Below are 25,229 nucleotides of genomic sequence, written 5' to 3' on the forward strand. Positions count from 1 at the left end.
AAAGATAAACAACTATCTTACAAGAATCCGCTTGGTCACCGAAGAGAAAGGACCTTCAAGCTCCCTTCCATCTTGACGCAGCAACTTGACTTGAAGCAAATAATCTCCCGGTTCCATATTTTCGATTTGGATCGGAGCCATGTGATCTACCTCATAGCTCAATGCTCCGAGCTCCACCTGGACGAGCAGTCCATCCAACTTCATATCTCCACCTACGACTAAAAAATCTACCACAATCGGTTCTGAAGACTCAAACTCCTGATTAGAACGGGGTAGATTCAATCCCAAATAAGGTTCAGCCGAATAGGGAAAAGGACGTGAGTCACCCACTTGGAAATCCCGATCAACGTAATTCCCGAAATTCTTCAGCGAAATCCCATTTTCATCCACTAAATAGGCAAGCACCCGATAACTCCCTTCTTGCAGGTCTTGCTGAAAAATGGGTGTCCGAAAACCCACCGGATCACCTCCGTTAAGAATGGTATACAGTCGAAAGGAAGTATCGCCTACCTCGCCGAAGGGGTAATTTTTAATGTTAAATTCAAAAGGAATTTCTCCTGGATTAAATACTTGATTCCCCAAAGGGGAATACAATTCCAGAATGGCATCTGGATACGCCGCCTCCTGCTCAATCTGGTAAAATTGCACTTTTGGTTTTTCTTCCGCGAAGGCTGTCGAATCCTGGGAAGAATCCATTTCCACCTCATTGATCCGCTTTCGCTCCTCCCCACAGGCAAGGCAAAGACCGAGTAAAACCACTCCTAAGCTCAGGTTTTTCATCATTGTGAAAGAATTTGATACTAAAGGTATTATTTTTACCCAAAAATTTTGGAATATCAACAACATGGAAATTCTATTTGACCAAATACCCAGCCTGGATTTAGCTGATTTTACTTCTGGAAATCCTGAACAAAAGGCTCAATTTGTAAAAAAATTAGGCGAAGCCTATGAAAACATCGGCTTTGTGGCGATCAAAAATCATGGCCTTTCACAAGAACTCCAAAATAGACTTTATAGCTCTATCAAAGAGTTTTTTGCCCTTCCCGATGAAATCAAAATGAACTATGAAAAACCGGAAATCGGTTTTCAGCGGGGATACACTGGCAAAGGAAAAGAACATGCCAAAGGACGAAATACCGGTGACCTGAAGGAATTTTATCATGTGGGCCAAGAGCTTAGCGAAATTCCCGACCAAGATTCAGTAAAAAGTGAATACCCAGACAATATTTGGCCCAAAGAGCTTCCCCAGTTTAAGAATGATGCTTTGGAGGCTTTCCGAACTTTGGAAAATGCCGGTAGAAATATGCTAAAAGCGATTGCCCTGAATTTGGATTTACCAGAAGATTATTTTGAAGAAAAAGTGGCCTATGGAAATTCAATCCTGCGTCAAATTCATTATTTCCCCATCGAAAATCCAGAGGAAGTTCCTGCTGATGCTGTCCGAGCAGCCGAACATGGAGACATCAATTTAATCACCCTTCTGATGGGGGCAAGTGCTGACGGCTTGCAGGTCCTTCGAAAAGATGGCAAATGGATCCCTATCACAGCATTGCCAGATCAGCTGGTGGTAAATGTAGGCGATATGTTGGAGCGTCTGACCAATAAAAAATTAAAATCTACCATCCACCGCGTGGTTAACCCTCCCAAAGAACTCATGAATACGAGTCGATACTCTATTCCGTTTTTCATGCATCCTAGATCTGAGATGGATTTGACTTGTTTGCCAAACTGTGTAGACGAGCAGCATCCAAAGCAATTTTCCGATGCAACTGCCGGAGAGTTTTTGGAAGAGCGACTTCGCGAACTAGGATTACGTAAGTAAGCCCATGTCTGTAAAAAGGGTCAGATATTACTTGTTTTTAAAGGACATTCTGGCCCTTTCAGTTACCGCTTTTGGGGGTCCCCAAGCATTTTTAGCCATGCTTTTGGAGCGCATGGTTCAGCGGAGGAATTACATTTCTGAAGAAGAACTCTGGGAGCTTAATGCCCTTTGCAATATGCTTCCTGGCCCCTCCTCCACCCAACTGGTTTCGGCGATAGGATTTCGGGTTGGTGGCCCAAATCTTGCGTATTTGGCACTTTTGGTGTGGATAATTCCAGCTACCTTATTGATGACATCTGCCGCGGCATTGATCTTTTTTCTGCAGGAATATACGCCAGGTGCACTCAACTTTGCCAAGTTTATCCAGCCCATGGCTATAGGCTTTATCATTTTTGCTGCCCAGAAAACCATTGGTAAAATGATTCAAACTACCGAAGCGATGGTTCTGGTTTTGATCTCAACCTTTATTTCATTTTTCTATTCTTCACCTTATGTCTTCCCTATATTGTTGATAGTAGGTGGACTCAGCACCTCCATCAAATACAAAAAACAACCCAAAATCGAACAGGACCAACCGCTGGTGATTCAATGGAGCAATTTTTACCTCTGGGCTGGAGTGCTTGTTTTTGCGGCAACTTTGGGTGCGCTTACCCAATACCAACCGGTAATTTTATTCGAAAATTTCTACCGGAACGGGAGTTTAATTTTTGGAGGCGGACAGGTATTGGTTCCCTACCTCTACACGGAATTTGTGGATTTCAAACAATTCTTGAGTTCGGAGGAATTTCTCACCGGTTATGCGATTTCTCAAGGGGTACCCGGACCTACCTTCAGTATTTCATCCTATGTGGGTGCCTTATCGATGAGAGAATATGGATTTTTGGGGTTTTTATCGGGTGGATTAATCGCGGCTGCAGGAATTTTTTTACCTGGCATATTTATGATTTTCTTCGTGATTCGCTTTTGGGAGCAATTGAAAAAATACCGACCCGTCCGGGCGGCCCTGGAAGGGATCAATGCGGTCTCCTGTGGAATGCTGATCGCCGCTGCTTACCTGCTTTTTGAGCCTATGGAGGCTAATTTGATCAATATTTTCATGGTGCTGGGCACCTACGCTCTGCTGCAGTTTACCAAAATCACCTCCCCGCTCATCATTGCCGGAGGTATAATTTTGGGACTGGGGTACAACTATTTTATCGGCTAATTTAACCCGCAGAATTTATCGTATTTTAAAAAAGGAACAAGAAAGCAGGTTTCAGCGTTTTAAAAGTTCTAAATCATTCCCTATCTTTCTTTCATGCAGGCCTACGAATTTATCAATAATCTGATTCCCCCGCTCAAGCTGACCGACAAACTCAAAATGGCGCTTGCTTGGATGGAAGAAATCCGTACTGACGTATTGCCGGTGGTGGATCAGGGTAAATTTTTAGGATTACTTCGCGATGAAATGATTTTTGATCAAAATAATCCGGATGAAAATGTAGGCAGTCTAGAGCCGGAATCAGCCAATTGCTGGGTTTTTAGTGATAAACATATTTATGATGTACTCAAAGCCAGTGCTGAACATCAGTCCAACGTTGTGGCGGTTTTGGACCGGGAGCTCAGCTACCTGGGTGTCGTGACCATGGAAGATGCCATTTCGGCTTTTGCAGACAGCCTTTCGATTCAATCTCAAGGTTCTGTTTTAATCCTTTCGATGAATATGACCGATTATTCACTCGCTGAAATTTGTCGAATCATCGAATCGGAAAACACCAAAGTTCTAAGCTCTTTTATCAGCAATGATCCTTTGGATGATTCCAAAATCAAACTTACCTTAAAACTAGACAAACCTGAATTACGACACATCAAGGCAACGCTGGAACGCTTTGGATTTAAGATTTTGGATCATTATCAGGAGGAAACCGGCGTAAGCAGTGAGGAAGACCGAATCGGAAACTTGCTGAGATTTTTAGATATTTAAGATATGAAAGTCGCTTTGCACGGCTTGGCCTTAAAGTTAGAATTCCTCAAAGATGTCCAAGCCTTATTTATTGCATTAGAACGCTACCAATTTGAGATTTTTGTAACCAAACAGTTTGACCGCCAAATTAGAATGCATGGAAACATAGGCTTAAGTTATGCGGTATTGGACAGCAAAAAAGACATGAAAGCCATGGATTTTCTCATTTCTATTGGCGGAGATGGGACCCTCTTGGATGCGGTTTGTCAAGTGGGCAGTTTGGAAACCCCCATTTTGGGTTTAAATACCGGAAGATTAGGTTTTTTGGCCACCGTTGCCACCGATAAAATCAAAGAGGCAATTGATCACATCGCAAAGGAGAATTACCAAATCGAAGATCGAACACTCATCTCATTGCAGAGCAAGCGGAAGCTGTTCAACGGATTAAACTTTGGTCTCAATGAGTTTACCATTCATAAGCGGGACACCTCCTCGATGATTACCGTGCACACCTATATTAATGGAGAATACTTAAATAGCTACTGGGCTGATGGCTTAATTGTGGCGACTCCCACGGGTTCTACCGGCTATTCCTTGAGTTGCGGTGGTCCCTTGATATCGCCAGAGGCAAAGAATTTGGTCATCACTCCAGTCAGTCCCCACAATTTGAATGTGAGGCCCATCATCGTTTCCGATGATAGCGAGATCAGCTTCGAGATTGAAGGCAGGACAGAGAAGTTTTTGATTTCGCTAGATTCACGATCAACCTCAATTTCATCAGAATTAAAACTTAGTGTACGAAAAGAGCGATTTCATGCCCGATTAATCAAATTACCCAATTATAATTTTTTTGATACCTTGAGATATAAATTAAATTGGGGCTTCGATATGAGAAATTGATTCTCGGTCGTTAAAAAACTAAGCAAAAATAGGCTTAACAATTATTAACCGCAGAAATGCGAAACAGCGTTTTTTAAACGTCGTGTACTTCCTAACTTGCATCGTCTTGAAAAAGGTCAAATTTCAGATTCTCAGTCTCTTGCTTTTATTTCTAGTAGCCTTTTGGTCAAAGGAAGTGAAAGCTCAGAAATACGAAATCGGAGGCGGACTGGGTACGACGGCTTACACCGGCGATATTCTCCGTCACATTGATCTAGACCATTTAGGTCTTCAAGGAACGTTGTTTGGCAAGAGAAATTTTGACAATGTGTGGACTCTTCGGGTAGGAATCACATTGGGCACACTTCGGGCGACTGACAGTGTACGCCCATTGGATCTGGCGATGGAACGAAGGGATGCACGTTTTCGGGGCGGATTCGTAGAAGGCTCGGCAGTCATGGAGTTTAATTTTCTGGATTTCTTACGAAATGATTCAGAATTCTTCTGGTCGCCTTATGCCTTCTTTGGCTTGGGATACACGCATCTTTTCGCCAAAGGAAATACCTATGCTTACAATATATCCGAACGATACAATGTAGGCACGGTGGTCGTCCCTTTTGGAGGAGGGATCAAATACCGGATGAATGATCGATGGACATTGGCCTTAGAAGCAGGCATTAGAGCGACCTTTACCGATTATCTGGATAAAGTGGACAGCAGTACACCGCCAGTGCCGCGTTTTCAGGACCCTGCCAATCCAGATCAGCCTTACGGGATCAATTATGGAAATCCCTATGACAAAGATTGGTATTACTTTTTAGGCCTTACGCTGAGCTATACCTTTGCCAGTACAAAGTGTTACGCCTATTAATTAATTGAGCCATAGGCTTAATTATTGGAAAAGAAATCCCATTTTTGTACCTCCAAAAATGTAAGGTATCGGAAACCAAGTAATGAAGGAAGTACTAGACCGAGAGCGGATCCCCAGACATATTGCAATCATCATGGACGGTAATGGCCGATGGGCCAAAAAGAAAGGAGCCATGCGGATATTTGGACATCGTCATGCCATTCAGGCAGTTAAAGATGCCATTGAAGGAGCTGAAAATCTCGGGGTAGAATACCTCACTTTATTTTCGTTTTCTACTGAAAACTGGTCCCGTCCTCAGGAAGAAATCAACGGGCTGATGGAGCTCTTAGTGAAAACCATCACCGATGAAGTCCCCATGATGATGAAAAACAATATTCGTCTGGAAAGCATCGGAGACCTGAACAGCCTCCCTCAAGCCGCTTACGAAAAACTCATGGAGGCTAAAAAAACTACTGCTGGAAATGATGGGTTGAAAGTCATTTTGGCACTCAGCTACAGTGGGCAGTGGGAACTTACTCAGGCGACCCAACGCATTGCTCAAAAAATCTCAGAAGGAACACTCAAGGTGGAAGAAATCACCCAGCAGGTCGTTGCTGACCATCTCGAAACAGCCGGTATTCCTGATCCAGAATTGATGATCAGGACCAGTGGGGAATTTCGAATCAGCAATTTCCTCCTGTGGCAATTGGCCTATACGGAGTTGCATTTTACGCCCGTATTATGGCCGGATTTCAGAAGGGAACATTTGGTGGCCGCGATTGCGGATTACCAAAACAGAGAAAGAAGGTTTGGAAAAACCGGTGAGCAAGTTAAATCTTAAGTAATTAATGAAAAGAAGTTTATTGATCCTGTTTTGTCTGATTTGGACAACAGCAGCTACGGCGCAAATTCGTCTGGGCCAAAGCCGCTACACTTCGCCCAAGCCTGTGAATATTTTGGAATTGAATTATTCCAAACCTCAGACTTTCCGCATTGCCGAAATCAAAGCAGTCGGGCTGTCCACTTTGGATGAAAATGCCATTATTTCTTTATCAGGGCTTAAACTAGACGATAGAATTCAAGTGCCAGGAGATGCGATTTCCGATGCACTCAAAAAACTTTGGGGGCAGGGAATCATCGGTGATGTACAAATTCTGGTGACCAAAATTGAAGGAGAAGACATCTACCTTTTACTCGACCTGACTGAACGCCCGCGCTTCTCACGCGTGGAATTTACTGGGGTAAATAAAACTCAGGAAGGTGAGCTTCGGGACAAAGTCAATATTCGCGGAAGAGTCGTCCGAGAGGATGTCATGAATACCGCACAGCGAAACATCGAAAAATACTTTCTCGACAAGGGCTTCCTTAATACAGAAGTCAAAGTAGTTCAGGTTCGAGACACCACCCTGCCCAACTCCGTAAAACTACGCTTCGATGTCGATCCCAAAACCAAAGTAAAAATCAACGAAATCCGAATCTTCGGAAACGAAGAGATTGCAGACTCCAAGGTCAAAAAGAAACTTAAAAAGACCAAGGAACATGCACGGGTATCCGTATTCAGAGATATTTACTCACGACTGACGACAGCTTCTGCCAGGGATTATGCAAATGCTGCATTCCGTACAGACTCTGTTTCTCAGGAAAGTGTAAAAACCTACATCCACAAAAACTTCAAGCTGAATTTCTTTAATGGGTCAAAATACATCCCTAAAGAATACAGGAATGACAAAGAAAATGTCCTTAGTTTCTATCAGAGTAGAGGATTCAGAGATGTGAAAATCCTGGAAGACTCGGTGTATAAGTTTAACGATGAAAAAATCAACATCGATATCGAGGTCGAAGAAGGACAAAAATACTATTACCGAAACATCACCTTTGAAGGAAATTTCATCCACCCGGACGAAGTCTTACTCGCTAGATTAGGTATTCGAAAAGGAGATGTCTATGATAAAGAAAAACTCGATAAACGTTTGAATTACGATCCACAAAAAGGAGATGATGTCAGTTCACTTTACCAAGATAATGGCTACCTCTTTTTTGATATCGACCCGGTTGAGGTGAATGTAGTCGGTGACTCAATTGATTTGGAGATGCGGATTTTTGAAGGTCCTCAGGTTACGGTGAACTCAGTCAAGATTAAAGGAAACGAGCGAACTTCTGATCATGTGGTCATGCGGGAAATCCGGATTCTTCCTGGACAAAAATTTGACCGAAGCTTGCTAGTTCGTACGATTCGTGAACTATCCCAATTGGGGTACTTTGACCCGGAAAAAATCAATCCAGATCTTCGACCCAACTTCGAAGCTGCCACCGTGGATATTACATTTGAGTTGGAAGAGCGTCCCAATGACCAGATCGAACTTTCCGGAGGTTGGGGTGGATTCTATGGATTCGTCGGTACGGTCGGCTTAGTATTTAACAACTTCTCACTCAAAAATGTGAGAAACTTTGACAAGTGGGATCCCCTACCCGTGGGAGATGGACAGAAGCTTTCCCTTCGTGTACAAGCTAATGGTCGATCCTTCCAAAATTACTCCGTATCCCTGACCGAACCTTGGTTTGGAGGTAAAAAGCCCAATGCATTGAGCTTTAGCTTTAATCATTCTGTACAGCGTCAAATTGACCTGTTTAGCCAAAATAACTTCGGAAATGAACTTGGATTCTTTAAAATCACTGGAGCAACGCTGGGTTTGGCCCGAAGAGTCACGTGGCCGGATGATAACTTCAGCATCAGTAATTCGCTCCAATTCCAGATTTATGAATTTGATCGATTTGGGACTTCATTTGGTTTGAGCTATCCTACCGGAAGATCAAATAGCTTAACGCTCAATAATACGATCAGTAGAAATAACGTAGATAATCCCATCTATCCAAGATTTGGGTCAAACTTCACCCTTTCTACCTCGCTAACGCCTCCTTATTCTTCCCTAAATAAGAACATCAATGGCGAAACGCCAGATGAAGAAAAATACAAATGGCTGGAGTATCACAAGTGGATGTTTGATGCCTCGGTTTATACCCCACTATTTGGCTCACAAAAACTCGTGGCCAGTGCCCGAGCACACATGGGCTTTTTGGGGTCCTATGGGAATAAAATCGGAATGATTCCTTTGGAGCGTTTTGTCATGGGTGGGGATGGAATGACATTCAACAACTTTGCTCTTGGTCAGGAAATCATCGGACTTCGTGGCTATGAAAATCAGTCCATCACTCCGGGGAGAGAAACTCGAGGCCAGCCAGACCCCGATCCATTTGGAGGGATTGTATACAATAAATATGTGATGGAAATGCGATTCTTGGTATCTCCAAATCCTTCGGCTACTATATTCCTTTTGGGATTTGCTGAGGCAGGAAACAACTGGGGGTCCTATCGAGACTTTAACCCCTATGATTTGAAAAAATCAGCAGGTGTAGGTGCACGGATCTTTATGCCTGCCTTTGGATTACTGGGTGTGGACTGGGGATATGGCTTTGATGATATCACCACGTTCGAAAACGGTATACCCGTCACGCGAAGAAGTGGACCACAATTCCACTTTACCATCGGTCAACAGTTTAGATAAGGTTGAAATACAAGACGAATTGGTTAATTTATGTCAAAATTTATTGAGCCTTGATTCGTTGTCAAGGGTCAAATCTTAAAAACAGACCAATGAATAAATCGCCAAAAATCGTACTTTTGTTGCTCTTTATGCTGATTTCAGGTACGCTGACAGCACAAAAATGGGGTTATGTGGATACAGAATACATTCTCAACAAGCATCCCGATTACAAAATCGTGCAGGAGGAACTAAAAAAGCTCAGTGACGCTTGGAAGAATGAGGCACAAAGTTTGGATAAAGAAATCCAAGAAATGTATAGCCAACTCAAAGCTGAGGAGGTTCTTCTCACGGAGGAAATGTATCAAACTAGATTACAAGACATCAAAAAGAAAGAAGAAGAAGCCCGGGCATTTACCAGCCGGATCTTTGGGATCGATGGACAATACTATCAAAAACAGGCTGAACTCATGCAGCCTCTTCAGTCCAAAATCTATGATGCCCTTGACCGAGTGTCCAAACGTAACAATCTGGGCATTCTTTACGATAAAGCAGCGAGTGCCACTGCGATAATCTGGTCAGATCCCCGACACGATTACTCAGAATTTGTACTCGATGAATTAGGAATAGAAGACAATAATTAAAATACAAAAACAAGAATGATGAAAGCAAAAGTTATCCTTTCCGCAATCGCAATGCTTTGCGTAGGATTTGTCGCCCAAGCGCAAGAATTAAAAATTGGTTATACCAATGTCGAATTTATCATGGATCTGATGCCAGAAATGGAGCAGATCGGAGCAGACCTTCAGGATTATCAGGCCCAACTTCAGGCCAGTATCCAGACTAAGGCCAGCGATTTTGAAAGACAGGTTCAATCCTATCAGCAGGCTGCAGCCACAATGACTGAGGAAGCCAGAGCTGCCAAAGAGCAAGAGCTTGGCAAACTGCAGCAGGATCTCCAGAAATACGATCAGGATGCCTCTACCAGCTATCAGCGAAAGCTGCAAGAGCTACTAGAGCCTGTGCAAACCAAAGTCATCAATGCCATCAATGCGGTAGCGGCAGAAAACAATTACACCCATGTATTTGCTGAGACTGCAGGCCAGGCACCCATTCTTCTTTATACCAAAGAAGAAGATAAATTCACAGAATTAGTCTTGGCTAAGTTGGGATTACAAATGCCAACTCCTCCGGCAGATCAAAATTAATCTTCCACTCAACTCTCAAAAAAACCGGTTTTTCAGCCGGTTTTTTTATTTTAGGAAACATGGCAAAAAAGAACATCAAAGAACTCCTCAGCAAAAGTCCCGATCTCCTATTGGTTGATTTTCATGCAGATTGGTGCGGCCCTTGCCAGACCATGGAGCCGATCATTTCAGAGGTGTTGGATTCCATGCAGGGAAAAATCAAGCTCCTCAAGATTGATGTGGAAAAACACCCCCAACTCGCCCAGCAATTTGCCGTAAGATCCATCCCCCATTATGCCTTATTCAAACGAGGGAAAATCCTTTGGCGCAAAGGAGGGATCATGACCAAAAAGGATCTGAGTCAGGCTTTGAAAGGGTTTGTGTGAGGAGAAAATAGAAATGAGAGGGAAGACAAGAGACCGGAAACAGAAGTAGAAGGGAAGGCGGGAGATAGCAGACCGAAAGAAATGACACCGACATCAATCCTATTCTTTCGATTCGTGTGGACACAAAACGAGGTGTAAAGGCTTGGAGTGACAGGCGGTTTTCTTTCCAACCGTTTTAACGGCTGGAAAAATGGCTGAGATCCAACTTGAATGTCCCATAGGGACGAAGCATTTTTCTAGGATTTTTATTTCTGGTGTAAGCCCCTGCAAGGCTTTTTATTCGTAAAATTGAATGGAAGTGATTGAAAGCCATAAAAACACCACGACGATATTCCCTATGAGAAAGATTGTATATTATGTAGCAACCTCAATAGACGGGTTTATCTCCGGACCAAATGGCGACATTAGTACATTCGTTGGCGAAGGGTCCGGCCTCACCAAATACCAAGCTGATCTCAAAGAGTATGATACGGTCATCATGGGAAAAAATACCTACGAATTCGGTTACCAATTCGGTCTGAAGCCCGGTCAGCGGGCATACCAGCACATGACTCATTACATTTTTTCTAATCAGCTTATGTTAGAAAATCCCGACCCTAAAGTTCATGTTTATCCTGTGGAATTGGAAAAAATTCTAGAAATCAAAAATGGATCGGGAACAGACATTTACTTATGTGGAGGCGGAGAATTTGCCGGCTGGCTTTTGGATAATGATCTGGTCGATGTGCTCAAAGTCAAACTCAATCCCATCGTATTAGGTGAAGGCACCCGACTATTTGGTCATTCACAAAAAAGACTTAAATTAGAATTACTAGATTCAGAGCAATTTGAGAATGGTCTTCAGATCATCACTTACTCCATTATCAAACCTGGGAAATAGTAGACCCTAAAATGACCTAGAAATAACTAATCGTTGATCCACTTTTAACCCTCATAACAAATGAGCAAAAATCAACTCATCCTATTCATCAGCATCCTAGGGTTTTTAATTTTAACAAATATCTTTTCCGGCTACATCAATGCTTTGACAGAGGGCATTGGTACACATGATTTGTATCAAACCCCAAACGCGGAATTTCAATTTACTTCCATCCCTTCAAAGGGAAGGGGAATCAATATGATGAAAGAACAATTCTCTAATTTTAAAAAAGAGAACCCTCACTATTCAGACCTTACCCTTTACCGCACATGTAAAAGAAACCCGCTAAAATTTTGGAATTGGCATAACTACCTCACCCACAAAAAATACGAGTTCCCATATCTAAAAGAAACTTTAGATAACTAAACGAGGTATTGGTCAAAACTTAACTTTACCCTCCCATGAGAGCATTTTTCTCCCAACTGCTGGAATACAATTTTCAAAGCAATGAGAAATTAATCGAAGTTTTTCTCAACCATTCTAATCAAGTTTCGGAAAAATCACAGCAACTGTTTAGTCATATCCTAAATGCCCATCATATCTGGAACAGCAGGATTCAAGGCGAAGAAGCTCCTTTTGCCGTTTGGGATATTCATCCTATTGATGATTTCCCACAATTGAATTTAACTAGTTATCAACGATCAACCCATATTTTGCAATATGCCGACCTAGACCAATCCATTAATTACACCAACAGTAAGGGGTTGCACTTTGACAATAGTATTCGCGATACACTTTTTCACCTCATTAACCACTCTACCTATCATCGCGGTCAGATTGCTTCAGATTTCCGGAAAACTGGCATCGAGCCAGTCTCCACAGATTATATTTTTTTTAAAAGAAGCTAGAATTGGCTGTTTCATGGTGATTTAACTAGTCAACGAAGGGAAATCAACAATGTAATATGAGAGAAAGGAACTAAATAAAGGGAAAAACAAGAGCTTGGGAATAAAAACTAAGGGGGGGGTAGGCCGGAGGCGCTAAGCGGCGGAAATCACTTTAACTTTTCCGATTATTGGAGACAACAGGGGATGACTTAAAACTCATAAGAATTCCAACATGAGTTTCAAAAAAAGTCAACATGTATGATTGGAATGAATAAGCATTGGGCCTATTCATGAAAAAAGCTCCTTTTCAGGAGCTTTTGGATATTAGATAAAGAACTTCAGTTTAATCACTTCCTTTTCGGATAAAAAACGATAATGTCCTCGTTTCAGATCTTTCTTATCCAATCCGGCAAACATCACCCGATCAAGGGCGGTCACCTCATAACCCAAGTGCGCAAATATCCGGCGAACAATCCGATTTCTTCCGATATGAATCTCCAAACCCAAGATAGTCCGGTCCTTGGAAAGAACCTGCATGTCATCCACATTTGCCGCACCGTCCTCTAAGGTCAAGCCTTCTAAAATAGCCTCTTCGTCTTTCTTTGTCAAAGGCTTATCCAAGGTGACTTGGTAGATTTTTTTAATCTCATTGGAAGGATGAGAAAGCTTGGCTGCCAATTCCCCATCATTGGTGAAAAGAAGAAGACCTGTAGTATTCCGGTCCAATCTTCCCACTGGAAAAATCCGTTCTTCACAGGCATTTCCAACCAGATTCATCACTGTCTTTCGATCCATGGGATCATCGGTGGTAGTGATAAAATCCTTAGGCTTATTTAAAAGTAAATAAACCGGCTTCTCCGGGTTGATCCGTTTCCCATTGTAAACCACACGATCCGATTTTTTTACTTTATAGCCTAGTTCGGTGATGACCTCATTATTTACACTCACCAAACCCTTACTGATCAACTCATCTGCTTCTCTTCGACTACAAATCCCCGAATTGGCAATGTATTTATTGAGTCGGATCTCTTCATTGACCCCAGCTTTGGATTTTTTGGAAGGTAAAGCATCGAAATTATAATCCGGTCTATCCGCATCTAAAATCGGGGACTTGGGTCGGTTTTTACCAAACCCTCTTTTAGCTGGTGAACTTGATCTTTGTGTCTGTTCCTTTTCTCCAAAGATGGGCTTTTGATCCTTCCCCCTACCTAAATAGGTGCGCTTTTGAGGTTCTCGTTCATCTCTACGATCTCCCCTTTCAAATTTCTTTTCAAACTTTGGGGGAGTCTCCTCTTTTGCAAAATCCGGTCTTGGCTTAAGTGTCCTTTTTGGAAATTTCTGTTCTTCGTCTTTTTTAAATCGAAGTTTTCGCTCTTGATTTTCTTCTTGTTTCCAGTTGCGTGAACTCGAAGCTCGTCTACCGTCCTTCTTTGGCTCAAATTTCTTAGGGCCCCGCTTAGGCTCGTCTTTTCCAGAAAATTTGGTCTTTGATTGACTTTTTGATTCTTCAGTCTCGGATTTGGAGCTAAAAAATGGTCTTTTTGAATTGTCTTTTTTCATAGAATATGCAACATCACTGCTGTAGTAAGATTTGTAAAATAAAGACTTGGATCTCAAGTCATTAATTGGGCTGCAAATGTACGACCAATTATTGGAATTTACTTATTACTAAACAAAATCACTGATTCTTGTAAAAATACTCAGTCGCCTTACGGACTGAGCCCTCAGATAATAACAAAGCCCGTGCATCCCGCTCATTGAGCCCTGTAGCTTCCATAATCATACGCGTTCCTCGATTAACCAGTTTGGCATTGGAAAGCTGCATATCGACCATTTTGTTCCCTTTGACTCGTCCCAATTTGATCATGACCGTGGTCGAGATCATATTAAGCACCAGTTTCTGAGCAGTTCCGGCCTTCATTCGGGTACTTCCTGTAACAAATTCAGGCCCCACCACGACCTCTATGGGGAAATCAACCACTTGGCCCAAAGGAGAGTTGGGATTACAAGTAATACAGGCAGTCAACAGCCCCTTGCTTCTTGCTTCCTTCACTCCACCGATAACATATGGAGTGGTACCCGAGGCAGCAATACCGATTACGGTATCTTTTTCATTAAATCCATAGGCTAACATATCCTTCCAGGCTTGTTCCTGATCATCCTCTGCATTTTCGACGGCTTTACGAATTGCATCATCTCCCCCGGCAATCAAACCTATCACCCAATCATGCGGGACACCGTAAGTCGGTGGACATTCCGATGCATCCAAAATTCCCAATCTACCTGAAGTTCCTGCTCCGATGTAGAACAAGCGCCCGCCGGCATCCATCCGGGGAACAATCTTCTCGACTAAAGCACTGATCGTCGGAATGACCTCCTTGACAGCATCTGGAACCCGATGATCTTCTTGGTTGATATTTTGCAAAAGCTCCTGTACGGACATGAGCTCTAAGTTATCGTAGTGAGAAGTGCTTTCTGTTACTTTCATAGGTCTTTAGTTGATTTTCAAAGGTCACTTAGCTTGCTCGGTCCTGATTTATCGGGATCCTGGAAAATGTAGCAGGGTGACCTCGGTGTATCGGGGCATCCCTCTGTGTGACTTTTTAGTCATGCTCGAATTTATAATTTCTTTTGATGGTAAAGTGTAAGACCCGCAATCGGGCTTTCAAGAATCAATTTAACATGTAATCCAATATCCATAGCCGCCTTTCGAAGAATGTCCGAGTTGTAATGGGCTATTGAGCCTACAAAGTTTACTGGCTTTTTGTCATAGTCTTGATACTTGCGTACATGTTTGGAGAAAAATTCCTGAAAGGAATCGTAAAAAAGCCGGTAACAATAAGGATTGGAGCTATGCTCGGTAATAAACCGGCAGAAACTCGCCATGTAACGATTAGGAAAGGGTTGGCGATAGACGTGATCCTGAATAATTTCACGAGTCAGATGAAAGCGTGATAAGACTTCGGATTTGATCTGTTGAGGCATTTCATCGTTAATGAAGTCTTGGAGAAATTTTCTTCCCACGTATCCCCCTCCACCTTCATCTCCCAAAATATAGCCTGGTGCTGGCCGTGAATCAATAATTTTTTCACCATCGTAATCGCAGCTATTGGATCCAGTGCCCAAAATACAGGCAATCCCTGCTTCATGGCCGCAGGTAGCATGGGCAGCAGCAGAGAGGTCATGATCTACCTCAATATGGGCCTCTGCAAACAGGGTCTGCAACGCCTGAACTACCTCTGCCTTTCGTTCGGGAGCAGAACACCCGGCCCCATAATAAAAAATTTGCTTCACCGACCCCTGCAAGTTGAGCAGAAATTCATCCCGCATCTGTAACGCCATCTCTTCGGAGGTTTGATAATAGGGATTAAATCCCACTCCTCGATGCTGGGTGATTTTTCCATCGGGATGGATGACACGCCAGTCGGTTTTACTCGAGCCACTATCTGCTATTACTATCATAAATTCTCTAATTTTCCTACGGGCTCAAATCGATCAAATACCCGATGAGTATGCGGAGCATCGGAAAGTTCCTCTGTCAAATCCTGACCTGCCCAATGTTCATAATGTTTTCCCTTTCTCCAAAGTTTGGAAGCACTCACATCATAAATAATTCCTTGGTAGGCCACCCAAATTTCAGGTCTATCCTGCCCATTTCGTAAGGCCAGCTGTTGCTTGGTATAAACCTTCATCAAAGTAGCTTAATCTGCGCATTGATCCAGCGCTCCGGGATTTCTCCTTTTTGGGCGATCTGGTAGTCAGAATAGCTGCAGGGCACCGTACTCACCCGGTCAAATTTTTCGGTCTCATTATGCGGAATTTCCATCCACCATTTTCCGCTCTTTTTACTTTTGTAAAAAACCAAAGTATTAGGCTTGGTGTCTAAGGAAACGGTGTACTTAATGTAATCACTACTCTTGAAGGAAAGGCTGTCTTTTCTGGAATAAAATCCCTCTATGAAGTACCATATCATGACTGCAGCAACTTTTGCAGTTTTATTGTGGGCATCATCATAATAGGGTTCATAACCGTAAATCCCCATAGAACTGAGCTTCTCATTCATTCCAGCAAACCAGCAGATTTGACAGGCTTCTTGCGCCGTCAAACCAAATGGCTGGGCATCGACGACTCCAGGTGCATCGGCCGATTGAATCGCACAAAGATCGAAACTCAACAAATCCGCATTTCGGATCATTGGTTCTATTTCTTTGAGTTCTTTTCGCACAATCCCCAGTCGCATATGGTCAAAATACAATTTCTCCATGACATTGATTAAAGATGGATCGACCAAAAAGCTCTGATAGGCAAGATGCGCATAGGAAAATAAAAAATTGGGCTGATGTAGGATGATTTCCTGAGTATGCTGATCGGCCATGGGTCCGGATTCCTCCAAGTCCAGTTTGGCGTCCACAGTCAATAAACTGACCAATTTTTTCATCTTTTGGTAAGACAGGTATTGGCCAAAATCCAAGTCATGAGTCCCTCCGATGTAGATTGGGAGAATCTGCTGCTTCATCAAATATTCCCCGACCTTCTGGATCCGTTCATAGGTTTCATTTAGGGTATCGCCGGGTATCAAGTCTCCCAAATCAGCTATCCGATAGGCTCCCATTCCTCTTTTTAGCTCGTAGAGCTTTTCCCTGATTTCAGTTGCGCCACGTGCAATACTTTCCCCTTTTTTTATTCCACGATCTTCCTTGAGACCAACAAGGGCAATCTGAATCCCTTTCAAATCAGGAAACTCTTCCCCAAACCAATGGATCTGCTTGAAGAAGGAATTTTCAGCATATTTTTTTTGCCAAAGAAACTCGGCTACCGGTTCAAAAAAAGAATGTATACTCATAAAAGAAGGGTGGATATGCGGTAAAAATAATCAAAAACCCGCCCAAAAATAAAAAAATCCCGCCGAAGCGGGATTATTCAAGGAGATTATCCTCCAAAGTCATCAAATCTAATATTCTCTTGCGGAATTCCTAGATCATCGAGCATTTTCAAAACTGCCGCATTCATCAAAGGAGGGCCGCAAAGGTAGTACTCTACTTCATCTGGTTCGGGATGATCCTTCAGGTAGTTGTCGTACAATACCTGGTGAATAAACCCTACATAGCCATCCCCTTCCTTATCATCGAGTGATTTTTTGATTTTCCAGTTATCCTCAGGAAGCGGTTCGGAAAGTCCGATATGAAAATTAAAGTTTGGAAAGTCTTTTTCAATATTTCTGAAGTGAGGAGTATAGAACAATTCCTTCTTAGATCGACCTCCATACCAATAGGAAACTTTTCTACTGGTCTTTTCCGTGTGGAAAAGGTGGAAGATGTGTGATCTAAGCGGAGCCATACCTGCACCACCACCGATGTAAATCATTTCTCTATCAGTAGGATTGATGTGGAATTCACCATAAGGTCCAGAGATGGTTACTTTATCTCCTGGCTTTCTGGAGAAAACGTAGGAGGAACATACTCCCGGATTGACATCCATCCACTTGTTATTGGCCCGGTCCCATGGTGGAGTAGCAATACGAATGGTCAACATCACAATGTTTCCTTCCGCTGGGTGATTGGCCATAGAGTAAGCACGGAAGAGCTCCTCATCATTTTTCATCACCAGATCCCAAAGGCCAAATTTGTCCCAATCGCTTTTGTACACATCGGCCGGGTGACCCAACTCAGGATGTGGAGTGATATCCATATCCTTGAAATTGACCGTAATCTCAGGAACATCAATTTGAATATAGCCTCCCGATTCGAAATCTAAATTTTCTCCTTCTGGTAGCTTTACTTTAAATTCTTTGATAAAGGTTGAAACGTTGTAATTGGAGATTACCTCACAGTCCCACTTCTTAATACCAAAAATTTCTTCTGGTACTCGAATTTTCATATCCTGCTTCACCTTTACCTGACAGGCAAGACGAACGTTTCCTTGCTGCTCAGCTCGGCTGAGATGCCCTACTTCAGTGGGAAGAACCTCCCCTCCTCCTTCTTCGACCACGCACTTGCACATGGCACACGTACCGCCTCCACCACAGGCAGATGGAAGAAAAATTTTCTGATTGCCCAACGTGGACAACAAGCTCACACCAGCAGAGGTGACAATTGGCTTGCTGTCATCCCCATTGATGACAATTTTAACATCTCCAGAATTGACCAATTTGGACTGGGCAAAAAGGAGGATAAATACCAGTAGCAAAATAATCAGCGTAAATGCTACGATGGATGTAATAATTACAGAACCCATGAAATTTTGGTTTTACTTTTCGTATGGATTGAATCCCACAATTGGGAACACAAATATATTTATTAATCAACAAATGCGGCCAAAACCAGGCTCAATTTTGCTCAATTTTGCCCAATTTAAACCTTAGATTTTTATAGGATAACTGATTAATTGTTCAAGAGGTTTAACAAAGTGGTCAACCTGTTTTTCAACTGCCTCCGATCGATGATGAAATCCAGAAATCCGTGTTCCAAAACAAATTCTGAACTTTGGAATCCTTTCGGTAAATCCTTGCCAATGGTCTCTCTAATCACCCGAGGACCGGCAAAACCAATCAACGCTTCGGGCTCAGCGATGTTAAAATCCCCCAACATCGCATAGGATGCAGTTACTCCCCCAGTAGTAGGATCGGTGAGCAGGGAAATGTAAGGTATAGCTGCTTGGTCTAGAAGTGCCAGCTTGGCGGAAGTCTTGGCCATTTGCATAAGCGAAAATCCTGCCTCCATCATCCGGGCTCCCCCAGACTTGGAAATCATCAAAAAAGGAATTTTATGTTTCAGGGAATAATCGATCGCTCGAGCGATTTTTTCTCCCACTACTGATCCCATGGATCCCCCAATAAAATTGAAGTCCATGCAAGCTACCACTAAGGACAAGCCATTCATTTTGCCATGGGCAGTCCGCACTGCGTCATTGAGCTCGGTTTTTTCGATGGTGGCCGAAATCCGGGAAGTATAGGGTTTGGTATCTGAAAATTTTAGTGGATCACCGGATTTCATGTCTTTGTCCAGCTCCGTGAATTTATTATTGTCAAAAAGAATTTCGAAATACTCCTTGGAACCAATTTTGACGTGAAAGTCATCATCAGGACACACAAAGGCATTATTTTTCAGTTCTCGGGTATGGATGATATTTCCATTCGGAGTTTTGAACCACAAACCATCCGGCGCATCTTTCTTCTCTGCGGTTGAGGTTTTGATCCCTTTATCAGTTCGTTTAAACCAAGCCATATTGAGTTTTTAGATTTTTTTGACGAGTCAAAGAGTACAAATTTAGACCATAATTCCATTAAATAAAATGAAAGCGGGAGATGTGACTGGAATGAAGCCAGAAAGCGGGCACTATCCATTGCCCTAAAATTCAATTTCTCTGCTCGCATATTTCTTCTAATTTTGAAATAGAAAGAAAATTAACCTTTTCAAAACCCATCATAACTAAGCCCAAAGAAATGAATCTTCCTCTCTTACTGGTATTATCGGCTGGATTGTTATTTCTGGCTTACAAGTTTTACGGTTCATTTGTTTACAAAAAATTTGGACTTTCGGACAAAAATCAAGCTCCCTCTCATACCCTGAGGGATGGAGTAGATTATGAACCCAGCAAACCCATCGTCGTTTTGGGTCATCATTTTGCATCCATCGCCGGAGCAGGACCGATCGTCGGTCCGATTATCGCAGTAACTTTTGGATGGATTCCAGCGGTGATTTGGATACTGGTTGGGGGAATATTTTTTGGAGCAGTGCATGATTTGGGAAGCATGGCAGCCTCTCTGCGCACGGAGGGCAAATCCATTGGAGTGATTATCAGAAATCAAATTGGACTTCGGGGAAAACAATTATTTATTATTTTCAGCTTTTCTACCCTGATCTTGGTCATTGGGGTCTTTGCGGATATCATTGCTAAGACCTTTGTGAGTAATCCAGGAGTAGCTTCCGCATCTATTCTTTTTATTCTTCTTGCCCTGGCCTTTGGACTAGCAAACCGGTTCCTTGGAAACCGAAAAACCGCTTTCTTTCTGATCAGCGTCATCGGGGTCATGTTGATGTATTATTTTGTTTACTTGGGCATGCAAATTCCTTTTGCACTTGACTATCGACTCTGGATTTTACTGCTTTTGGGCTATGCATTTGTGGCTTCGGTTACTCCAGTAAGTATGCTCTTGCAGCCCCGGGATTATTTGAATAGCTTTTTGCTTTATGGAATGATGATCGCCGCCATTGCAGGGGTTTTTGTCGCCAATCCAGAAATCAAGATGAGCAATGAGGTGAGCCTTTCTTCGGAAAACTTGGGCTATATCTTCCCTGTTCTCTTCGTCACCATTGCCTGCGGAGCCATCAGTGGATTTCATTCGCTTGTTGCTTCAGGAACCACTTCCAAACAACTAGACAAAGAATCCGATGCCAAAATGGTAGGCTTTGGTGGAATGCTGATCGAGTCATTTTTGGCTATTATCTCGGTAGGAGCTGTGGTTGTGTTGACAAAAGGGGAATACATGGAGCGGTTGGGAGTGGAAGGCCCGGTAGCGCTTTTTTCAACCGGACTTGGGGGAATGATCGCCAGCTTGGGGATTTCTGAGCAATTTGCCGTTGGATTTGTAGCCCTTACCGTTTCAGCCTTTGCACTGACCACCTTGGATACCTGCACGAGATTGGCGCGATTTACGGTTCAGGAATATTTTGAGGACATGCCTCATCCTTCGGCGCAATTCCTTTCAAAAAACCGCTATATCTCCACCGCTTTGGTGGTGATCTTTTCGGTCTTATTACTTGCCTCCGGAGAATTCACCACGCTTTGGCCGATCTTTGGTTCTGCCAATCAACTTTTGGCAGCGCTTGCCTTGTTAACCATCGCCGTTTGGATGATTCGAAAGAAAGAAAATGCGCTTTTTGTCACCATTCCCATGTTTTTTATGTTCACGGTTACCTTAGCTTCTTTGGGGCTTTTTGCTTGGAAAAATTTTCAGAATCAAGTCTACGTGCTTTCCATTATTGCTACTTTATTATTTAGCTTGGCGATCGCCTTGCTAGTATTGGCTACCCAAAGCATCAAAAAAGAAATCAAAGAGCCCGCAAAGGCACTTTGATTTCTATACGTTTCAGTCAGCACCATCACTTTTTGCCTGATCAATGGTATACTGGGCCACTTGGATTCCTTGAGTAGTTCCAACATCCGCATCGAAGGTCCAGTGAATCCCTCCATAAACTCTAGATTGCGCGGCTTCTTTCGCCCATCCTCTTACCTGATTGGCCTCCTGAGGAAATAGATAAGCCAAGACTTCTGCTCCAGCTGCTGAAAATGCAGAATGGCCTGAAGTATAAGCCGGAAAATTAGGTGTGCCGGCGATGGTTTCAAATCCATCGATCATTTGAATGGGACGTGGGTAATAATAGTAATATTTCGCATCCCAGCAACTTATCCCTGCATCCATAATCGCCATGTTAAGATAGGCTAGGGTACGGGCAGATTTCAGGGTATTTAATCTATACTTGACAATAAAGCGGTTAGCAAATTCATTCCAATGCCCGGGAGGGGTATAGGTCCCTAATCCATCCTGCCAAAAATTGGCAATTCGCCTACGTTCTACGGTTCGGTTTGCCTCGTATTCCTTAAGCAATCTCACATCCTCCAAATATTCTGGAGAACCTGGAGCAGGAGGAACAGGGGGTCGAGTTACCTCCACGTTGGGAACATTCCACATAGTCACCTGTCCAAATAAAGGGGTCAATCCAACTGGACGCTGAGGCACCTCCAAGTTTTCCCATTTCCATCCAAATCGTTCAAATGCCGCATTGGCTAGGGAGTCCGAGACAGACTTGGGTGCTTGGGCATTTTTCATTCCATCACTGCCTGCTCGCTGTAGCGCTATAGCGGCAATTTCTTTCCCAATAATCACCCCTGCATCCAGATCACTTTCCACATGGCTGCCAGAAAGCATTAAGGCTTGAAGATGATCTTTCTCAAGATTTTCAAGGTAATCCGCCTCCAAGGGAAACATTGCTTTCAAAACAGCAACAGATGCGGCCGCTACCACCGCCCCATCTGAAGGATAGGAAGGAATGGGATGGGACACCCATTCATGGGAAATGGAAGAATCAACTTGGTAAGGAGCGGCTCTATCGAAAGTGAATTTGTAATGCCATGCAGTAATTAATCCATCAAATTGAGCCACCGATAGGTAAGCCAGTGCCCTACTCGCGTAAGGCGGGTGGGCAAATGGAAAGGCAGGTGGTCCTGCTGGGTTTGCCGGATTGGGAAGGGTGTAGGTTCCGTCCGCATTGGGACCCGGAATCAAATTATACTTGGCAATCAACTCCAAAGCAATTTCATTCCACCTGACTACAGGATTATTGGTCCACCGCTGAACTGAGGCTCTTTCCTGCTGACTTGCCTGGGCAAGTAACTGCTTGAGCTCTTCCAGCTCCACTTGGTATTCTCCAGAGCCTACCGGCGAAGGAGTTGGAATTTCAATCGTGGACCCGCTTTGAACCAAAACCGGTTTCCAAGTTCCTCCATGTTCATCCAGTGACGAAAAAGCATAGCTTTCAAATTGCAGCTCGGTAGGAAGGTCTCTAATGCAAGAATAAAAAATCCCTGCTAGTAGGAGTAATATTAGTAATTTTTTCATGTGTTTATAATTGTCTTTTAGCAGTCAGATGGAATGCCCTGGATAATTATTCCACTGTGTGAGATTTATTCTCATGGGCATTTCATGCTTTTAGTTTTTTATTCCGAATTGGTAGGTGACTCCCATCCCCCATGAGGACATCTCAGGCATATTCCTGCCGTCCACCACTTGATTCCAATAACCCAAAACTCCCAATCCTTTGAGGTTTTGGAAATAATAGTGTGCAAATCCACCCAATCGGGTAAAATCTACCTTATTGGTTGGTTGTGGTGCATTGTATGCCCGGATATCATCACCTGAAGTTGAACTTTGGGTGGAAAGTGTAGCTTCTACTCGCAAAGAATTCTGCCAGAACCATTTTCCAAGAGATAAATCAAAATTGATCGAATTGGGCACATCCATCCAAGGCGTGAAGTAACTCCCATTGTTATAATAATATTCTCGCTCAGCCTTGGTATATCCTTTCCATGAATAGCCAGCTACTGCCCGAGCATAAAATCCTCGGGCTAATTGGTAATGTCCCAGTAGTCGCCAAGCCAACTGTGGGGTTTTCAAGCCCAAACTATAGGGCTGATAATCGGATAAATAATTCGAAACCGGTACCGAAAGCATCGCAGATGCTAGTAGGCTTACCTGACGTTTTTCAGTTCGTTTATCCAAAATTTGGTATTTGAGCCCGGTTGAAAGATCCTGTAATCCAGATGTTCCGGCAAACTTGCCTCCATTGGGAATCGTTGAATTGGTCTGGACATACGGCAATCCTAAGTAGAAGTCCAGCTGATCGGTAATCCCATAAGCAGCCATGACCATGGCTGTCCTACGCTGCACCGTAGCAATGGTACCATTTTTCCTCAGCACCTCTCCTTCCCAATACTGATCGAATTTTCCAAATTCATAGTTGACTAAAATACACACATCCTGTTTTGGCATCATTAATTCATCCAACGGTGTCTGTCCAAATGCACTCTGAGAAATGAGATGCAGACAGAGTAGGAATGAGATCGAAATCCAGATTTTATTTTCTAGTTTCATTTTCATAGTGCTAAGTTTAACCCTTTTCATTTGAGTGTATTAAAAATCTCAGGCGCTTTTCTGGGTATTCTCCAGGCCAAAGAAAAATTGACCAAATAATCCGCAAAAGCTGCGTCTCCGTGAACCACATCCGTTGGGGTACTATCGGCGATATCAGTCAGACTTTGAGTCCGGTTTCTCACCAAAGCAATCGGGACATTGACTGTTGCGGTGACATTTCCCAACATATAGCTAATTCCGGGCTCTACAGAAATCACATAGCCCGGACGTCGAAACCCTTCGCTTTCGCCCAAAAGATCTCGAACGGGCACTCCTTCAGCCCGACCTCCTAGGATAAACCCCAATCCATGCACGGGTTTGATCCCATAAAAAAAACCGGCCCTTAGCGCAAACTGATCTGGAACGCTCATAATCGCTTCACTGGGTCGGCTTCGATTGGTAGGAGTACCATTGGTATTTCTTGGATTGAATAGGTAAAACCCACTGTAATAGGCATAAAGACCTTGCTTCAATTCCCAGATTCCTTGGGTATCCACCATCCAACCCAGACCTCCATCACCCAGTTGAATGGATTGATCCACAGTTCGAATTTCTGAACTGCCATTTGGGCCCACATTAAAGAAGGTGCTTTTGGCTGCATAATCACCGGTCGGCAACTTCAGCCCCAGTCCGAGAGCCATATTTCCTTTTCGTTCCGGCTTATCTGAAAAAAGCCAATATCCTGCACCGATACGCAGGTCTGCTAATCCCTGGGAATAGGTCTTGTGTCTGGAATCCCGTCCGTGTTCATACAGAGAGGATCGTTCATTGTAAGCAAAAGGCAAGGAAATCAACCCATAGAATCGATTTGTAAATGCATAACTGACATTCAAGTCCACCCCATGGGACCAGTTGATCACTTCGGTGTTGTTTTCGATTCGGCTGGGTTCCTCATGGGTTCCTCGAAAGTGTCGAAAACTTCTAAAATAGCGATAATTTAGGCTTAGGTTCCAGTCACCTGCCGTTTGGAAATTGCCTTGCCCGACTGCATTGCCAACACCGGAAAATTGCCGGATAGCCACGCAGCCTTGACCAAAGGAGAAATTAGGGGTCAGGAATAATCCCGTCCCTAGAATTAAAATTAGTAGTATTTTTTTCATCTTGAATTAGCGTATAAGTTTTGAGAAAATTTCGCTCTCCTTCATGCAATTCCAACTAAAGAGCATGACGGGTTTACCTTTTCCAATTC

At 43.2% G+C, this 25,229-nt stretch carries 25 protein-coding genes; 14 read left to right on the plus strand and 11 right to left on the minus strand.

The genetic code is table 11. The features are described from left to right. Positions 1-12: 12 nt before the first annotated feature. A complete protein-coding gene (locus Q0L00_RS09240) occupies positions 13-783 on the minus strand; it encodes a hypothetical protein (protein ID WP_297336590.1) in 771 nt (256 codons plus the stop codon). Between the two features lie 61 nt (positions 784-844). Between Q0L00_RS09240 and Q0L00_RS09245 the strand changes: the two genes are divergently transcribed. From Q0L00_RS09245 to Q0L00_RS09305, 13 genes are all read left to right on the plus strand, one after another. Further along, on the plus strand, positions 845-1,822 hold the full coding sequence (locus Q0L00_RS09245) for a 2-oxoglutarate and iron-dependent oxygenase domain-containing protein (RefSeq protein ID WP_297336591.1): 978 nt from the start codon (positions 845-847) through the stop codon (positions 1,820-1,822). A 4-nt stretch (positions 1,823-1,826) separates the two neighbouring features. Further along, positions 1,827-3,026 (plus strand): chromate efflux transporter, encoded by a 1,200-nt coding sequence (chrA, locus tag Q0L00_RS09250; RefSeq protein ID WP_297336592.1) that lies wholly within the window; start codon positions 1,827-1,829, stop codon positions 3,024-3,026. Positions 3,027-3,119: 93 nt separating this feature from the next. Continuing rightward, on the plus strand, positions 3,120-3,785 hold the full coding sequence (locus Q0L00_RS09255) for a CBS domain-containing protein (RefSeq protein WP_297336593.1): 666 nt from the start codon (positions 3,120-3,122) through the stop codon (positions 3,783-3,785). Positions 3,786-3,788: 3 nt separating this feature from the next. After that, a complete protein-coding gene (locus Q0L00_RS09260; RefSeq protein WP_297336594.1) occupies positions 3,789-4,664 on the plus strand; it encodes an NAD kinase in 876 nt (291 codons plus the stop codon). Positions 4,665-4,770: 106 nt separating this feature from the next. Further along, the gene (locus tag Q0L00_RS09265; protein ID WP_297336595.1) at positions 4,771-5,514 is read left to right on the plus strand and encodes a DUF6089 family protein; all 744 of its coding nucleotides are present in this window, start codon (positions 4,771-4,773) and stop codon (positions 5,512-5,514) included. A gap of 82 nt (positions 5,515-5,596) precedes the next feature. Continuing rightward, a complete protein-coding gene (locus Q0L00_RS09270; RefSeq protein ID WP_297336596.1) occupies positions 5,597-6,334 on the plus strand; it encodes an isoprenyl transferase in 738 nt (245 codons plus the stop codon). 7 nt (positions 6,335-6,341) lie between these two features. Then, entirely contained in the window at positions 6,342-9,056 is a 2,715-nt protein-coding gene (locus Q0L00_RS09275) for a POTRA domain-containing protein (RefSeq protein WP_297336597.1), read from the plus strand. Positions 9,057-9,145: 89 nt separating this feature from the next. After that, positions 9,146-9,676 (plus strand): OmpH family outer membrane protein, encoded by a 531-nt coding sequence (locus Q0L00_RS09280; RefSeq protein ID WP_297336598.1) that lies wholly within the window; start codon positions 9,146-9,148, stop codon positions 9,674-9,676. A gap of 15 nt (positions 9,677-9,691) precedes the next feature. Beyond that, complete coding sequence (locus tag Q0L00_RS09285) at positions 9,692-10,240, plus strand: OmpH family outer membrane protein (protein WP_297336599.1); 549 nt, start codon at positions 9,692-9,694, stop codon at positions 10,238-10,240. Between the two features lie 59 nt (positions 10,241-10,299). After that, positions 10,300-10,605, plus strand: a complete 306-nt coding sequence (locus tag Q0L00_RS09290; RefSeq protein ID WP_297336600.1) for a thioredoxin family protein — start codon at positions 10,300-10,302, stop codon at positions 10,603-10,605. A gap of 337 nt (positions 10,606-10,942) precedes the next feature. Further along, on the plus strand, positions 10,943-11,485 hold the full coding sequence (locus Q0L00_RS09295; protein ID WP_297336601.1) for a dihydrofolate reductase family protein: 543 nt from the start codon (positions 10,943-10,945) through the stop codon (positions 11,483-11,485). A gap of 60 nt (positions 11,486-11,545) precedes the next feature. Further along, positions 11,546-11,890 carry a hypothetical protein gene (locus tag Q0L00_RS09300; protein WP_297336602.1) on the plus strand — a complete coding sequence of 115 codons (345 nt, stop codon included), beginning with the start codon at positions 11,546-11,548 and terminating at the stop codon, positions 11,888-11,890. Between the two features lie 35 nt (positions 11,891-11,925). Further along, a complete protein-coding gene (locus Q0L00_RS09305; protein ID WP_297336603.1) occupies positions 11,926-12,372 on the plus strand; it encodes a DinB family protein in 447 nt (148 codons plus the stop codon). Positions 12,373-12,675: 303 nt separating this feature from the next. Here Q0L00_RS09305 and Q0L00_RS09310 read toward each other — a convergent pair whose 3' ends face one another. From Q0L00_RS09310 to accD, 7 genes are all read right to left on the minus strand, one after another. Then, positions 12,676-13,911 carry a pseudouridine synthase gene (locus Q0L00_RS09310; RefSeq protein WP_297336604.1) on the minus strand — a complete coding sequence of 412 codons (1,236 nt, stop codon included), beginning with the start codon at positions 13,909-13,911 and terminating at the stop codon, positions 12,676-12,678. Positions 13,912-14,029: 118 nt separating this feature from the next. Then, a complete protein-coding gene (murQ, locus tag Q0L00_RS09315) occupies positions 14,030-14,839 on the minus strand; it encodes an N-acetylmuramic acid 6-phosphate etherase (protein WP_297336605.1) in 810 nt (269 codons plus the stop codon). A gap of 131 nt (positions 14,840-14,970) precedes the next feature. Next, entirely contained in the window at positions 14,971-15,813 is an 843-nt protein-coding gene (locus tag Q0L00_RS09320) for an N-acetylglucosamine kinase (RefSeq protein ID WP_297336606.1), read from the minus strand. Continuing rightward, on the minus strand, positions 15,810-16,043 hold the full coding sequence (locus tag Q0L00_RS09325; RefSeq protein WP_297336607.1) for a cytochrome b5 domain-containing protein: 234 nt from the start codon (positions 16,041-16,043) through the stop codon (positions 15,810-15,812). The genes Q0L00_RS09320 and Q0L00_RS09325 overlap by 4 nt, the downstream gene beginning before the upstream one ends. Next, complete coding sequence (locus Q0L00_RS09330) at positions 16,043-17,194, minus strand: formimidoylglutamase (protein WP_297336608.1); 1,152 nt, start codon at positions 17,192-17,194, stop codon at positions 16,043-16,045. The genes Q0L00_RS09325 and Q0L00_RS09330 overlap by 1 nt, the downstream gene beginning before the upstream one ends. 86 nt (positions 17,195-17,280) lie before the next feature. Continuing rightward, positions 17,281-18,585, minus strand: a complete 1,305-nt coding sequence (gene nqrF, locus Q0L00_RS09335) for an NADH:ubiquinone reductase (Na(+)-transporting) subunit F (RefSeq protein ID WP_297336609.1) — start codon at positions 18,583-18,585, stop codon at positions 17,281-17,283. Positions 18,586-18,731: 146 nt separating this feature from the next. Beyond that, the gene (gene accD / locus Q0L00_RS09340; RefSeq protein WP_297336610.1) at positions 18,732-19,574 is read right to left on the minus strand and encodes an acetyl-CoA carboxylase, carboxyltransferase subunit beta; all 843 of its coding nucleotides are present in this window, start codon (positions 19,572-19,574) and stop codon (positions 18,732-18,734) included. 218 nt (positions 19,575-19,792) lie between these two features. On the opposite strand from accD, the gene Q0L00_RS09345 reads away from it, so the two are divergent. Further along, entirely contained in the window at positions 19,793-21,427 is a 1,635-nt protein-coding gene (locus tag Q0L00_RS09345; RefSeq protein ID WP_297336611.1) for a carbon starvation protein A, read from the plus strand. A gap of 12 nt (positions 21,428-21,439) precedes the next feature. On the opposite strand, the gene Q0L00_RS09350 is transcribed toward Q0L00_RS09345, so the two are convergent. The 3 genes from Q0L00_RS09350 to Q0L00_RS09360 all read right to left on the minus strand — a co-directional run bounded on the left by Q0L00_RS09350 (position 21,440) and on the right by Q0L00_RS09360 (position 25,140). Further along, positions 21,440-22,969 carry a phosphatase PAP2 family protein gene (locus Q0L00_RS09350; protein WP_297336612.1) on the minus strand — a complete coding sequence of 510 codons (1,530 nt, stop codon included), beginning with the start codon at positions 22,967-22,969 and terminating at the stop codon, positions 21,440-21,442. Positions 22,970-23,059: 90 nt separating this feature from the next. Continuing rightward, on the minus strand, positions 23,060-24,007 hold the full coding sequence (locus tag Q0L00_RS09355) for a transporter (protein ID WP_297336613.1): 948 nt from the start codon (positions 24,005-24,007) through the stop codon (positions 23,060-23,062). Between the two features lie 20 nt (positions 24,008-24,027). After that, entirely contained in the window at positions 24,028-25,140 is a 1,113-nt protein-coding gene (locus Q0L00_RS09360) for a hypothetical protein (protein WP_297336614.1), read from the minus strand. Positions 25,141-25,229 lie beyond the last annotated feature (89 nt).

Origin of the sequence: Algoriphagus sp., from assembly GCF_024305035.1 — a bacterium.
In the GTDB taxonomy this organism is placed as follows: domain Bacteria; phylum Bacteroidota; class Bacteroidia; order Cytophagales; family Cyclobacteriaceae; genus Algoriphagus.